The organism is Candidatus Campbellbacteria bacterium, from assembly GCA_028817035.1.
GTDB lineage: Bacteria > Patescibacteriota > Minisyncoccia > Phycocordibacterales > JABAAK01 > JAPPQH01.
Genome location: JAPPQH010000008.1, coordinates 14,411 through 27,086 on the forward strand (window position 1 = coordinate 14,411; position 12,676 = coordinate 27,086).

General features: G+C 44.6%; 15 protein-coding genes and 2 tRNA genes. 5 read left to right on the forward strand and 12 right to left on the reverse strand.

Annotated elements, in window-relative coordinates; genetic code table 11:
• The first annotated feature begins 3 nt into the window (after window positions 1–3).
• Window positions 4–336 carry a hypothetical protein gene (locus OXU73_01030; GenBank protein ID MDD9867900.1) on the forward strand — a complete coding sequence of 111 codons (333 nt, stop codon included), beginning with the start codon at window positions 4–6 and terminating at the stop codon, window positions 334–336.
• Between the two features lie 364 nt (window positions 337–700).
• Here OXU73_01030 and OXU73_01035 read toward each other — a convergent pair whose 3' ends face one another.
• Window positions 701–1,348 (reverse strand): hypothetical protein, encoded by a 648-nt coding sequence (locus OXU73_01035; protein MDD9867901.1) that lies wholly within the window; start codon window positions 1,346–1,348, stop codon window positions 701–703.
• Window positions 1,349–1,357: 9 nt separating this feature from the next.
• On the opposite strand from OXU73_01035, the gene OXU73_01040 reads away from it, so the two are divergent.
• On the forward strand, window positions 1,358–1,618 hold the full coding sequence (locus tag OXU73_01040; GenBank protein ID MDD9867902.1) for a hypothetical protein: 261 nt from the start codon (window positions 1,358–1,360) through the stop codon (window positions 1,616–1,618).
• Between the two features lie 474 nt (window positions 1,619–2,092).
• On the opposite strand, the gene OXU73_01045 is transcribed toward OXU73_01040, so the two are convergent.
• The 10 genes from OXU73_01045 to OXU73_01090 form a co-directional block, all read right to left on the reverse strand.
• Complete coding sequence (locus OXU73_01045) at window positions 2,093–3,052, reverse strand: hypothetical protein (protein ID MDD9867903.1); 960 nt, start codon at window positions 3,050–3,052, stop codon at window positions 2,093–2,095.
• A 428-nt stretch (window positions 3,053–3,480) separates the two neighbouring features.
• Complete coding sequence (locus tag OXU73_01050) at window positions 3,481–4,275, reverse strand: hypothetical protein (protein ID MDD9867904.1); 795 nt, start codon at window positions 4,273–4,275, stop codon at window positions 3,481–3,483.
• Window positions 4,276–4,608: 333 nt separating this feature from the next.
• The gene (locus OXU73_01055; GenBank protein MDD9867905.1) at window positions 4,609–5,346 is read right to left on the reverse strand and encodes a spondin domain-containing protein; all 738 of its coding nucleotides are present in this window, start codon (window positions 5,344–5,346) and stop codon (window positions 4,609–4,611) included.
• A gap of 167 nt (window positions 5,347–5,513) precedes the next feature.
• A complete protein-coding gene (locus OXU73_01060) occupies window positions 5,514–5,867 on the reverse strand; it encodes a hypothetical protein (protein MDD9867906.1) in 354 nt (117 codons plus the stop codon).
• Window positions 5,868–6,089: 222 nt separating this feature from the next.
• A complete protein-coding gene (locus OXU73_01065) occupies window positions 6,090–6,788 on the reverse strand; it encodes a hypothetical protein (protein ID MDD9867907.1) in 699 nt (232 codons plus the stop codon).
• A gap of 219 nt (window positions 6,789–7,007) precedes the next feature.
• A complete protein-coding gene (locus OXU73_01070; GenBank protein ID MDD9867908.1) occupies window positions 7,008–7,349 on the reverse strand; it encodes a hypothetical protein in 342 nt (113 codons plus the stop codon).
• Between the two features lie 147 nt (window positions 7,350–7,496).
• A complete protein-coding gene (locus OXU73_01075; protein MDD9867909.1) occupies window positions 7,497–7,853 on the reverse strand; it encodes a hypothetical protein in 357 nt (118 codons plus the stop codon).
• Between the two features lie 147 nt (window positions 7,854–8,000).
• Window positions 8,001–8,074 (reverse strand) — tRNA-Met (locus OXU73_01080).
• Between the two features lie 70 nt (window positions 8,075–8,144).
• Window positions 8,145–8,903, reverse strand: coding sequence for a flavodoxin family protein (locus tag OXU73_01085; protein MDD9867910.1), 759 nt, complete (start codon window positions 8,901–8,903; stop codon window positions 8,145–8,147).
• Between the two features lie 101 nt (window positions 8,904–9,004).
• The gene (locus OXU73_01090) at window positions 9,005–9,466 is read right to left on the reverse strand and encodes a TrmH family RNA methyltransferase (protein MDD9867911.1); all 462 of its coding nucleotides are present in this window, start codon (window positions 9,464–9,466) and stop codon (window positions 9,005–9,007) included.
• Between the two features lie 60 nt (window positions 9,467–9,526).
• On the opposite strand from OXU73_01090, the gene OXU73_01095 reads away from it, so the two are divergent.
• Window positions 9,527–10,186, forward strand: a complete 660-nt coding sequence (locus OXU73_01095; GenBank protein ID MDD9867912.1) for a hypothetical protein — start codon at window positions 9,527–9,529, stop codon at window positions 10,184–10,186.
• A gap of 343 nt (window positions 10,187–10,529) precedes the next feature.
• Here OXU73_01095 and OXU73_01100 read toward each other — a convergent pair whose 3' ends face one another.
• Window positions 10,530–11,468 (reverse strand): branched-chain amino acid transaminase, encoded by a 939-nt coding sequence (locus OXU73_01100; GenBank protein ID MDD9867913.1) that lies wholly within the window; start codon window positions 11,466–11,468, stop codon window positions 10,530–10,532.
• Window positions 11,469–11,719: 251 nt separating this feature from the next.
• On the opposite strand from OXU73_01100, the gene OXU73_01105 reads away from it, so the two are divergent.
• Both OXU73_01105 and OXU73_01110 read left to right on the forward strand, forming a co-directional pair.
• Window positions 11,720–11,806: transfer RNA gene (locus tag OXU73_01105), tRNA-Ser, on the forward strand.
• A gap of 338 nt (window positions 11,807–12,144) precedes the next feature.
• Entirely contained in the window at window positions 12,145–12,660 is a 516-nt protein-coding gene (locus tag OXU73_01110) for a hypothetical protein (protein ID MDD9867914.1), read from the forward strand.
• The last annotated feature ends 16 nt before the right edge of the window (window positions 12,661–12,676 follow it).

Below are 12,676 nucleotides of genomic sequence, written 5' to 3' on the forward strand. Positions count from 1 at the left end.
CCAATGATTTTTGTTTTTGGGGTGAGGGATCAAGCGAGTGATCAAAAAGGTTTTCCCGTCGTAGGAAACTTGATGACCTTTCTCTTTGCTACTCATCGTCTTGAAAGACAAAGGGTTAGCAAGCACATCCTTGATGTTATGGGTTTTGGTGGCGATGAAGTTCATCTCATCCTTCCACTTCATAGCTTGATCGTTGCTGGTATCCATCAGACTTCCACCACAACCACCCATAAGGAGGGTGAAGGCGGTGGTGAGAAACAGAACGAGAGACCGCGAACGGCGAATACGGTGCATAGCACACCTCCTAAGTTTTTGCGAATACAGAAAGGTAGATGATTTGCGGAATTGCAACCCATCGGTGAATTCCTGTGTCCTGTGACACAATGTCCTTTTGTGAAAGAACATTTGGGGCAATGCCCAACTACTTATATGATGTCATATCTAAAGAAAATTGTCAATATGGGGTGGCGAAAGGGTCGCGTGGTGTGATGGCGAAGGAGTGCGAGATGTGGGGCGAACGGAATAGGTTGCTGAGGCATAAGTCCGACCTTTGCGACGAATTTATGAGTCGCGTGAAGCGAGTGGCGAAGCCACGAGCGATAATAAAATAGAAGCGAACGGCAAAACCGTTCGCGATAATAAAAAAGAGGGGCGTTTGGCTGGTGTAAAACCAACCAAACGCCCAGTAAAAAGAACAGTGTCAGTTGCAAGAGCCCACGGTGCCAGGTGGCAAACCGAGATCGCAGGCAGCACCTCCGCCTCCGCCACCACCAGGGGCAGCAGCAGGAGTGGATTTGGAGTTGGAACCACCGTCTAGCAGTTCAAAACCAGCCCAGACGACAAGCGCAGTGCCGAGTATGCACTTAACGGGATTCCTTACGCACTTACCCCAAAGATCTGCGAACCCGCCAGCGAATAGACCGTCCACAACCTTGTCGGTGGTTGCTTCACAGCCTTCGCCAGTGTCACATCCCTTGGGATAGATAACGTCGTACCCGCCCTTTTCGTAACGGCTAAGAAACTCACTGCGAGGCATAACTCCAACAACTGTGACAACCCCACTTGTCTCATCAATCTTGCTGACAAGGGCGGGGTCGAGTATGATGTTGCCATCCCTATCCAAGGCGAAATACTCCTTCTTTATGCGATCCCCATCTATGTTGTGATGGATAAACATGCCGAAGGTTACTTTGTATCCGCCAGAAAAAGGACGGCATGTCCCACTCTCTGCCTCTTGGCAAAATCTCTCTGGGGGAAGATGTTCCCCAAAAGTGTTTACCAAAACCCAGCCCTTACCAGCATTCCTGACAAGAGCTATACCCAACCTGTCATGGTTTTCACTGTTCATACGAGAGAGATGAAATATCTCTTCGTTGAAAGAAACCTTGAAACCCGCTCCGTCGCCTTCCTTCACCTCATAACGATCGGGATCGGCAAACACCTGCTTGAGGGGAACGGTATCATAAGGGAAATGCAGATTTCTCCGCCATTCATCAGCCTGCTTGGAATCAACATTCTTGATCCCAGCACAGCCACCCATAAGGAGGGTGAAGGCGGTGGTGAGAAACAAAACGAGAGTCCGCAAACGGAAAGAATATCGCATAGCTTCACCTCCTAAGTTTTTGCGAATGCAGAAAGGTAGATGAGTTGCGGAATTGCAACCCACCAACGAATTCCTGTGTCCTATGACACAATGTCCTTTTGTGAAAGAACATTTGGGGCAATGCCCAACTACTTATATATTATCATATCCCCCAAAATATGTCAAGCGATGGGTGAAGGGGTGGCAAGGCGTGGGGGCGAGTGATGGTTTGAGGAGTATAAGCCCGACCTTTGCGAGCCTGCGAGTAAGCATGGAAACGAAATCGGCGGGTTGGAGGGCGTGAAACTTGACCTTTGCGAGCCTGCGAGCAAAATCAAGCGAGGCAACGAAGTTGCCAAGCGATAATGAATAGAAGCGAACGAAGTGAGCGATTGCGAGTTGCATCAAGCGAGTGGCGAAGCCACGAGCGATAATAATATAGAAAAAAAGAAGCCCCTACCGACGACCGAAGTCGTTTATGGTAGGGGCCAATTGACTCACCGCCTGTCCTTAGCGAAAATGTACATTCTCGCCTTCAAGGTTGAGAAATGACGATGTACCCGCTTGCTGGGGCTGAGAGCCTTTCGGCTTCCCTGCATCAGCATTTTGCGGAGACCGTTGTGTCGTCCCTCCAGCCACACACTCAATGAGTTTTCTACCGGCCTCATCTTTTTGGGCAATGGCATTATTTTTTTCGGAAAGGAGGAGTTTGATGACACCCTGCAGACGGACAATCTCTTGCTCCGCGCTGCCCAACCTTGCCTCCGTGATGCCCAACTTTGCCACAAGTTCCTCCGCCAGTTCCTTGCAGTTTCTATCCCCCTTAGTAGTGGGATCAGAAATGATGCAAGATTCGGATACCTTCTGTTTGAGGGCATTCTCAAGCTCGCTAACCCTTTGAGCCAACTTAGTCGTCAGCTCTTCGCAGTCCACAAGCTCCCTAGAGTAGGGATCTGTGCAAGATTCGGGTATCACCAAAGGCTCAGGACATGCCATAGGCTCGGACCCCTCTTGATAGGGATAACAAGCAGCACACTGCTTGATTTCCTCAAACCCCTGTTGCAACTCCTCGGAAGTGACGCATTGAGATTCTGTCTGCAAAGGTCCCTCTCGCAGAGAGTTCTCTTGAAGAATAGCTATCCCCTCGGAGTTCTCCTCGAATTTCTCCTTGATGTCTTCTACCATCGGCATAAGATGTCCAACAAAGAAAAACGCTGTCAAAAGGATGGAGATAGCCATCAAACCGCTGAACCAGGAAATTGCCCGAAATATGCTTGTCATTTCTTTGAAACAGCCCTCAAAATCTCCTCTCAGTTCGGAAATTTGGTTGGCAAAGATATCACCCGGTTGAACCTTCGGTTGAACCTTCTTGGTGCCAGGACTACCCTTACCATCTCCGCTCTGGTTGGGGTCTTGGGTTTCTTCTGCTCCGCTTCCCGCAAATACTGTCGTATTGTCGTCGTTAGCCATAGTGCACCTCCTTACTTTGGATGCTTTTGGTTTAGATGACCGAAAGAAGATGAATTGCAGAATTGCAACCCATCGGTGAATTCCTGTGTCTATGACACAATGTCCTTGTGAAAGAACATTTGGGATTAACCCAACTGCTTGTATATTATCATATCACAAAAAATATGTCAAGCAGAGGGGTGAGAGGGTTGCGGAGTGTGGGGCGAGTGATGGTTTGTAGAGGTATGAGTCTGACCGCAACGAGCTTGCGAGGCAAGTCAAGTGTTCAAATAGTGAAGTAATGGGTTGGAGGTCGTGAAACTTGACCTTTGCGAGCCTGCGAGCAAAATCAAGCGAGGCAACGAAGTTGCCGAGCGATAATAAAATAGAAAAAAGAAGCCCCTACCGCGACCAAAGGTCTTGGTAGAGGCTAGTAACCACTGGATCACTTAGAGATTTGTGCTACCAGTCAGCTGATAGTGTGACACGGAGCCAGTCCTATTTTCCTTTCCTTCCTTTTCAGGAGGGGGAGGATCTACAGGAAGAACCGTTGGAGGATCTCGATGGATAACCTCCACAGTAGGTCCGTTTTGAGGAGCCGCGGAGACATCAGGCACACCCAACAACGATGCTGTCGCTCCGCCGTTGGGATTTCCCTTGCCGTTGAGGCCTTTGAGATAACACCATGCCATAAGGGCATCAGTGTGCTTCTCGCTGACAAGCCGAAGCAGGCTGTTTTCGTGATTTTGCAAAGTAGCCTGTGCGTCCTGCAACTCCATCTTTGTCCCATCCAAGTGTCGGGTCAAGGCCGCAACTTGTTGGGTCAAGGCCATATTCTTTTGGGTGAGAGAACCGTTGACTTTCTGCAGACGGGCAACCTCTTGCTCCTCTTTTTTGAGTCGCTCTTCAGAGACAAACTCGCCCTCAGGGAAATTAATCACACAATTGTGTTCAATATCCCCAACGGCATTGCCCTCGGCTACCTTAGCCACAACCTCTTTCTGATCCGCCCCCATCTTCTCTATGATTTCAAGGAAACGCTCCCGGGCATCTGCCAACTCCGCTTGCGTGGTCGCCACTTTTGCCCTCAGGTCATCTGTCTCTTCTCGCGAGGAGAAATTCGAAAACAGATAGCCGAGGAGGAAAAAGCCAGCGGCTGCAAGGGTGTAGCAAATGGGTCGCTGAATTGCCCCCCACGCACCAAGCATGAGAGAAAACATCCACGACCAGAAGCTCTTCCACATATTCCGAAACTGCCTTACGAAGCGCTGAAAATGACTCCGAGGAGTCTTCTTTTTGGACTTACTCATCAGGGTACCTCCTTTTGGTATTCTGTGAAACAACCCTAAGTGGTTGCTGAGAATCGCAAGTGAAACTTACAACTCTCTTTGTTGATGTTCAGTAGCTAAGGAAACCTTAGCCTCACTTATATAGTATCATATTTGCCAAAATATGTCAATATGCGGGGTGGAGGGAGAAAGAGAGGGAGAAAGGAGGGCGAGGAGCGAGAGAGGGGGCAAAAAATAAAGCCCTGTTTTGAGGGGCTTTATTTTTGTTGTGCTTTTTGAAAGCGGGTTTTACTGTGTTGGTCCGTTAAGCGTGACTCTCAAGAGATCGTCTGTGAGCTGTGGGTGTACTATCACAACTGCTCTTGGTTCAGTTGCAACTCCGTTGTCTAAGTTTTCCTCAAGACTACGAGATGGGTCAGGCTGTCCGCCTGCAAAACCACTGCCAATCTCTGTGTTTTCCTCAGTTCCTGCATCGTGATTTTCTGCGATGAAACTTCTGTTTATGTTTCCAGGTAGCAGAGAGGTCGTTGCAAAAACATAACCGTCATTTGAAGCTACTGCCATTTGAAGGACTGATAATTGTGGTTCTGTCTCGCCTGTTAAGTAAGGTATTTCAGGTGGAAGTTCAACAACTTTGCTTTGACCTGGTTCAATCGGACTATCAACTGGTATCGCGTAAAATACCGTGGGATCTCTATCAATTGATAGCAAGAAAGGTCCTGGCTCACCAACTTCTGCGAGTAATTCAAACTCTGGAGGAGCAATCTCTCCCTTGAAATCAAAATCAACAGAAGAATCATGGATTAGTATCACACCTTGGGATAGTGGTTGTGAGTCACTTAGGTTCTCAAGTGTTAATGAGAGTCCTCGGAGAAATTTTACATCTTCTTCAACTGTTGGCTCTACTACGACTTCGTCTGAAGAATCGCGGAAGAAGAAATAGTAGATGACTGTTCCGATTATTATAAGAATAATAATCCATAGAACTACGCCTCCTGACTCGTAATTTGTTTTTTCGTTTTTCATATTTATGAATATAATAAATAAACTTAAGTTTAAGTTTTAATGATTTGGGATTTACCAACGCTTTTGCGATGATAAATAAACTATATCTTATAGAGAGATATGTGTAAACAAGAGAGAAAAAGACCCCTGCCCATATGAAGTCATGGGCAGGGGTCTTTTGGACGAGGCTATTGCGGAGCGGTGTCCTCGTTGGCGGGCTTGTCACTTTCTACAAAGATGTCTACACAGGTTTCTTTTCCTCCTGAGATGTGGTGCAACTGTGCGCACTCTACCCTCTTGAGGTCTTGCAAAAAGCGTTCAATAGCAACAAGGCGTTCATTGAACTCCTTTTGTGTCGTCAACATCTCTTTCCGTGTTTTCTGGATACGCTCTTCAAGTGCATGCCAATTCAACTCTGAATCGGGGGTTTTTAGTTTTGCTTCTTCAGGATAAACGATGATACCCAATACAAGCCCAACAGCTAAGAAACCAAGAAATACACCCATAACATTAACATCGCAAAAAGACTGAAATTTTGACATTGCACAACACCTCCACGGGTTTCTGTTGCGGACGACCTTTGAGATAAAGGTCTTGAAAAAGCGCTCTTGTGTCTTTGACACGATGCCCTTTTGTGAAAGAACATTTGGGCTTGACCCAACTAATTTGTATATTAGAGTATTAAAATTGCCCTGTCAAACATAAATAATTTTGAAAAGAAAAAGCCCTCGGTGAACGAGGGCTTTGAAATCGCGAAGAGGACATCATCCGACACCTTTCGCTACACCATTTTGGTTTGAGGTGCTGGGGTAAATCGCACTACCACCCCGAAGTTCTGCCAAACGAGTTTTGGCTTCTTCGGCCTGTTCTCTATGCCATTGCTCAGACGGTTTGAGGCTGCATACCCACCTTAGGTATTGCCTTTCAGACTTAAACCTTCCTTCCAAAAGCCGCTTGATGCAATGGAGTGACAGGTATTGACCCCCTTCTTGAAAACCGTCTTGTTTTATCAAGTGCAGAACATCGTGAGTGATTCCGAAGTCACTGGGATCCTTGTTCCACTTCGCATGTCTACAAAAATCCTCAACAAGACGATTACAGCCGTATGCATTTTTCGTCTTTATGGCTGTGTCAAGGGCTAAGAAGTAGAGCTTCTTGAGCCAGTCATACATTTCACTCTTCCAAAGTGGGTGTGTGATTGTGGAGAGGCCACCTATGAAGTGGCTGTGTTCCATGTGGTTTTGTCTCCGAGCATCAAGGAAAATGTTTAGCGATTTTTCTACTAAGTTTTTATTGATACTCTTCATGCATATGAATTGGTAGACGATATGTGAAATCGCACCTACATTTTTGACGGAGACATTTTTAACCCACTCAATCACCTCATTCGTCGGCTCCCCCTTTTTCAGCATTCTTCTCAGTTGCTCCACAATGTGACTGTGGGGTTGCACTTCTTGACGCATAACACTCCCTCCTGTTTTTGAGTTTGTCTGTGACGGTTTTCAAGTGCGGATTTGTCCATCTTTGTAAGGAACAATTCCATATTAATAATAAAATATCTGTATGTCTTTGTCAAAATTTGTGTGGGGTCAATGGACATGTCTAAAAAGTTGAGACCCACACAGGATGCTGTAACACATCCCGTGTGGGTCAAAAGTCGGACTTGGTAGTCCCCTTCTGCTTCAGGTCTTGTGGACCATCTGCTTTCTCGGCAAGAAGGAGGACAACCAATTCCTGAAATTGCTCCAGAGCCTGGACATCCAGGATTGGTGGGTCGGCTGTTGGGTCGGGAGTTGGAGCTCGGGATGCCACTTGGCTGCTATAGACATAAAGTGTATCATGCCTGCACCCCTCTTCAAATTGTAGACGGTTTCGCGAAGCTTCTTCATACCGCCTTTGAAAGAACCCTTCTGACAGATCACACCGATTATACCCCGAACCATTTTCTTTTGGTCTTCGGAAATTCCGAATCCCAGCAATCCCTTAAGATCGCTCAAAGCCACCGCTCTCTGCTGATTGGTCATTTCTCCGTTTCCTCCTGTTGAAAAAGTTCATTGGCAATATTGCCATCTTCTATAATGGTACTATAAACTCTTTGATTTGTCAAGCAAGGGGTGAGAGGAAGTTGGACAAGGAAAGGGGCAGACATCTTTGTCTGCCCCAACTTGGTCTTACACGACGTAGGCATTGAGCTCTGACCTCATTTTCTCCGAGTCGGTTACCAAGCCATCTGCCCGAAGAGATGCCTTGATTGCCAAACCAAGATTTCCATTTCTCAGATGCTCGTCTGCTTTGTCTAACACTGCACCTGCCTTTCTGGCTCCATCGCCATACACAGAAGAGCCATCACTTGCCAGCACCCTTTTTCTACGACCGTTCACATAGTCAATGTGATTATCTACAATCGAGCAAAGGTCTTTCGCGCCCACACCTTCTATTGTGATATTCATAACACTTCCTCCTATTTTGAAAAATCGGTCCGCAATTGTCTCCAACTGCGTGGTGAGTTGGAGGTCGTCAAAGACCATCCCGCTATTAATTATAGGTCATATAAGTATTTTTGTCAAGCAACCAAGCAAAAGTGATGGTTTGTAGAGGTATGAGTCTGATCGCAACGAATTTATGAGTTGCGTCAAGCGAGGCGGTGAAACCGCCGAGCGATAATAAATAAGGAGTGCCGACGGGTGGAATCGAACCACCGACCTTGGGTTTATGAGTCCCACGCTCTAACCAACTGAGCTACGCCGACTTTGTGTGGTAATAAAGTATACACTTAAAAGCCCGTTTAGGAAACATCAAACGGGCTTTTGTTTTTGGAATTAACGATAGTCTGGGTTTTCAAAATCAAACCTACATCCTGCATCCCACTTTGACCTTTGGTTTCCGTGTGCTGGAACTCCGCCCTTGTCTTTGAGCATTCTTGCAAGGTGTATCAAGTTCCATGTCATAAAGGTCGTGTTTCGGTTTGTGAAGTCATTTTTCAGACCTCCCTCTTCTGGGTCAAGGTAAGAAGGACCAGGACCTGCTTCACCAATCCAACCGGCATCTGCCTGTGGGGGGATGACAAAACCAAGATGTTGCAGTGAATACAAAATATTCATAGCGCAGTGTTTTACGCCGTCCTCATTTCCGGTAATTATACAGCCTCCAACTTTTCCGTAGTATGCGTATTGACCTTCTTTGTTAAGGACGCTTGATGTTGCGTAGAGCCGTTCAATTATCTGATTGCAGATGGAAGATTTTTCACCAAGCCAAATCGGTGAGCCGATAACCAAAATATCTGCTTCTTCAACATCTTTGTAAATCGCAGGCCAATCATCTTTGTCGTATCCATGCTCTGTCATATCTGGATAAACACCGAAGGCAATGTCGTGATCTATCGCTCTGTATGTTTTGACTTTTATGTTGTTTTTTTCAAGGATTGCTTTTGACACATTCATCAAGCCCTCTGTGTTTGAAACACCTGGCGACTTTTTCAAAGTGCAGTTTATAAAAACTGCTTTCAAATCTGAAAAGTCCCACTTCTTTTGGTCGCAAAGATCTTTTTGCTTTTGGTTTAGTATAGAATCGTTGCTCATAGTTTGGTTTTTGTTATTATAATTAAGTTTAATAGATATATTGAAACTATCACCTTTAGTCCCAAAATGCAAGTGTGGTGATGATGCGATAATACAGATTTTTAATCAGTGAAATGGAAGAGTATTATCCCTGCGACAGAAGCGACATTTAGGGATTCTTTCTTTCCTTTCATTTTTATCTGTATTATCGCATCGCTTTCTGAAAGTATGTTTTTTGACACACCATCAACCTCGCTACCAAACACGAATGCGGTGTATTCTTCACACTTGAAGTCTTTGTGAGACATTGCTTGTTTTGTTTGTTCAACGCTGACTACCTTGTGTGTGTCTTTTAATTTTTTTATCGCATCTTCTGTTTTTTCAAAATACTCCCATTCAAGTTGTTTCTGTGTTCCGAGTGCTGTTTTGTTTATGTCTTCCCTTTCTGCACCGAACCTGTCAAGCGGGGTTGGGGTTATGCCGCATAGATATATCTTTTTAACACCTGCACCCTCTGAGGAACGGAAGATTGAGCCGACATTAAACACGCTTCTTATGTTATCTAAAATCACTATATGATTCATAATAATATTGATAATATTGACATATTGACAGGATATCCCAGCGAGAATTATAATTAAAGTATGAATAAGATATTATTGGTAATAATAATTTTAATCGTTCTTGCTGTTGTATTTTCATTTTACAACAAGAAAGAGGTCGGCGATAAGGATATGGGTGACTCATACAAGTATGGAACACTGCTTGCTGAATATGAAAAAGAACTGGACTCCCTGCCTAGAGACTTGAGAAAGAGGATTTTGAGATCTATAAGAAAAAGCGAACTTGTTGTTCTTGAAAATGAAAAGGAGTTGATGGAAGAATTCCCTGACAGTGGTTTGCTTCCATTTATTTTCTCATCTGATATAGAGTTGTTTGATGGCTTGGAAAATGGGCATAGTGTCCGTGTTTCCAACTACGAATACACAGGGGGTGCGCATGGGAATACATACTTTGAGTCGTATAATGTCGTTAATGGCGATGATGTGTCTTTGTCATCAATCATTAAAAGACCTTTTGATGAGGTGAAAAATGAGATAAGGGTAGAGCTTGAAAGCAGAGAGGGTGTCGGAGGAGAATTTTTGGAAGAGGGATTGGACAGATACCAGTCTTTTGATGATTTTGAGACATGGAATATAAAAAGAGGACAAGATGGTGTGAAAGTTGTTGTTATAACTTTTCCTCTATACACGGTTGCATCATTTTCCTCTGGCGTTCAGAGTGTTGAAGTGCTTGTTGAATAGTTGGTTTGTTTGAAAAATTATAGCCCACTGGAGGGAGAATTCCAGCGGGCTATGAACAGCAATTTAAGGTAGGACGACAAGGTCGCCTTCGCGTCTTGCCCTTTGTCGTTCATCCCTCATAAAGTCGTGTGCCGTCGCGGTGTTGGTGGTGTTGTTGGTTTTTCCTCTCTTGTCGGAAAAATTGACACTGAGGACATTCCCCACCGAGTTTTTGCCACCCATCTCGTTCCCCATTTTTCACCTCCATCTTTGACTTCTTTCCTCTAAAAAGTGCATGTTTGGATTTTTACAATCCTGCTTTCATTTTAATAATATATTTTCTCCTGTCAAACACCTTATTATATTATACGACGCTCAGCCAATCAGAGTAAGAGTCGTTCTTGCCTGTCACCACATCAAAATAAATGTTCTGGAGTTTTTGTGTGATGGGTCCTCGCGAACCACTCCCTATTTTGCAACCATCAATCTCACGAACAGGTGTTACCTCAGCGGCGGTGCCTGTCAAAAATACTTCGTCTGCTTTTTTCACATCTTCAAGAGTGATCTTTTTCTCAGCGACTGATATTTTCTCATCTTCAGCAAACTTAATTATTGTCTGTCTGGTAATTCCGTTAAGCGCTGCGGTGGGATGTGGCGTGTATAGAGCGCCTTTTGATACTATAAAAATATTTTCTCCACTGCCCTCTGCGACATGTCCATCAATGTCAAGCATCAGTGCCTCATCACAACCCGCATCAAGAGCCTCTTGCAATGCGATTATGGAATTGATGTAGCATCCGTTTGTTTTGGCACCGCACATCTCCGCCTTGGGATGAAATCGTGGAAAAGATGAGGTCTTTAATTTTATGCCCCGCTTTATATTCTCCTCGCCGAGATAAGAACCCCAAGACCATGCCGCGACAATACAATGAACTTTTAGATTATTTGCGTGAAGACCCATGCTCTCTGCCCCATAGAAAACCATTGGTCTTATATAGGCAGTTTTGAGGTTGTTCTTTTTAACTGATTCTTTCTGCGCTACGATTAATTCTTCCTCGGTGAAAGGGATTTTAATTCCTACTATTTTTGCCGAGTTGAACAACCGCTTTGTGTGATCTTTAAGGCGAAATATGGCTGAGCCCTTTTCTGTGTCATAGGCGCGAAGACCCTCAAACACACCCATCCCGTAATGCAGTGTGTGTGTTAAGACATGGGTTTTTGCATCTCGCCAAGGAACAAACTTTCCATCAAACCATATCCATCCGTCACGGTCTTCCATTGTGTTGTTTTTGCCTTTAAGCATTGTATTATATTTTGATTGATTTTTTTGTGTCGGTCAAGTGGGTTGTGTTGGGGGGTGATGGTGCGATGGTGTGGCGTGAGGGTGGCGGTGTGATGGTGGCGCGAAAGAGTAAGAACACGAGGAGGCAGAAAGGTTGGGGGTGAAGATGCAGAAGAGTGGGTGGTGATGGTGCGATGGTGATGGCGGTGTGATGGTGATGGTGATGGCGGTGTGAGGGGCGAAAGTAAAATATATTTGGTAGAATACGATACGGAGAGATGGCTGAGTGGACGAAGGCACCCGCTTGGAGTGCGGGCGTGCGAGCAATCGCACCGTGGGTTCGAATCCCACTCTCTCCGCATACAAAATAAAGATGTGCTTTGCGCACAACGAACAAAATAGATTGGAAGGCGTGAAACTTGACCTTTGCGAGCCTGCGAGCAAGCATGGAAACGAAATCGGCAGGTTGGAGGGCGTGAGTCTGATCGCAACGAATTTATGAGTTGCGTCAAGCGAACGGCAAAGCCGTTCGCGTTAATAAATAGAAGCGAGTGAAACGAGCGAGCCCGTTAGGGCTATAGGTTCGGTGCTTTTTTCTTAACGAGCGAAGCGAGTTTAGAAAACAGTTTCATCTGCCCTGCAGATGAAAAATCCCACTCTCTCCGCAGTTAGCGAGGACTTTTGGTATAATTTGGATATGGAATTACAATATCAATACTACCCAAGAGATAAAAAGATAAATGAGAATGGGATGTTAAAGAAAACTATTGAGTGTTTTATTAAAAATCATGGACAAATATCATCTAATAATAAAGATCTGAAAAGCAATGAGGTTTTGAAAGTGCTGAGCAAAGATTTAGAAAGTTTGGGATATCGGGTTGAGAGAGGTAAAAAATCTGAGGAAAAAATAGTTGTGCCAGTTTTATATGGAAGAAATAACAATCCAGAAAAATCTTTTCATGCTGACGCAATCAATTTCTCTAAAAAAATTGTTATGGAAATAGAGGCAGGAAGAGCATTGACAAATAATCAGTTTTTAAAAGATATATTCCAAGCTTGTGTTATGCAAGATGTAGATTTTTTGATTTTAGGTGTAAGAAATTTTTATAGAAATCAAAAAGATTTTGAAGAAATAAAAAAATTCCTAGATACTTTGTATTCCTCAAGTAGATTAGATTTGCCACTAAAGGGCATCTTGCTTGTTGGGTATTAATGTGGTGGTTTTATAT

Excerpts from the sequence above, each read along its gene's own strand:
- OXU73_01030 (MDD9867900.1), top strand. The coding sequence starts at position 4 with ATGATTTTTGTTTTTGGGGTGAGGGATCAAGCGAGTGATCAAAAAGGT.
- OXU73_01035 (MDD9867901.1), bottom strand. The coding sequence starts at position 1,348 with ATGAACAGTGAAAACCATGACAGGTTGGGTATAGCTCTTGTCAGGAAT.
- OXU73_01045 (MDD9867903.1), bottom strand. The coding sequence starts at position 3,052 with ATGGCTAACGACGACAATACGACAGTATTTGCGGGAAGCGGAGCAGAA.
- OXU73_01070 (MDD9867908.1), bottom strand. The coding sequence starts at position 7,349 with ATGACCAATCAGCAGAGAGCGGTGGCTTTGAGCGATCTTAAGGGATTG.
- OXU73_01110 (MDD9867914.1), top strand. The coding sequence starts at position 12,145 with ATGGAATTACAATATCAATACTACCCAAGAGATAAAAAGATAAATGAG.
- OXU73_01090 (MDD9867911.1), bottom strand. The coding sequence starts at position 9,466 with ATGAATCATATAGTGATTTTAGATAACATAAGAAGCGTGTTTAATGTC.
- OXU73_01100 (MDD9867913.1), bottom strand. The coding sequence starts at position 11,468 with ATGCTTAAAGGCAAAAACAACACAATGGAAGACCGTGACGGATGGATA.
- OXU73_01040 (MDD9867902.1), top strand. The coding sequence starts at position 1,358 with ATGAAATATCTCTTCGTTGAAAGAAACCTTGAAACCCGCTCCGTCGCC.
- OXU73_01065 (MDD9867907.1), bottom strand. The coding sequence starts at position 6,788 with ATGCGTCAAGAAGTGCAACCCCACAGTCACATTGTGGAGCAACTGAGA.
- OXU73_01050 (MDD9867904.1), bottom strand. The coding sequence starts at position 4,275 with ATGTGGAAGAGCTTCTGGTCGTGGATGTTTTCTCTCATGCTTGGTGCG.
- OXU73_01055 (MDD9867905.1), bottom strand. The coding sequence starts at position 5,346 with ATGAAAAACGAAAAAACAAATTACGAGTCAGGAGGCGTAGTTCTATGG.
- OXU73_01075 (MDD9867909.1), bottom strand. The coding sequence starts at position 7,853 with ATGGTCTTTGACGACCTCCAACTCACCACGCAGTTGGAGACAATTGCG.
- OXU73_01085 (MDD9867910.1), bottom strand. The coding sequence starts at position 8,903 with ATGAGCAACGATTCTATACTAAACCAAAAGCAAAAAGATCTTTGCGAC.
- OXU73_01060 (MDD9867906.1), bottom strand. The coding sequence starts at position 5,867 with ATGTCAAAATTTCAGTCTTTTTGCGATGTTAATGTTATGGGTGTATTT.
- OXU73_01095 (MDD9867912.1), top strand. The coding sequence starts at position 9,527 with ATGAATAAGATATTATTGGTAATAATAATTTTAATCGTTCTTGCTGTT.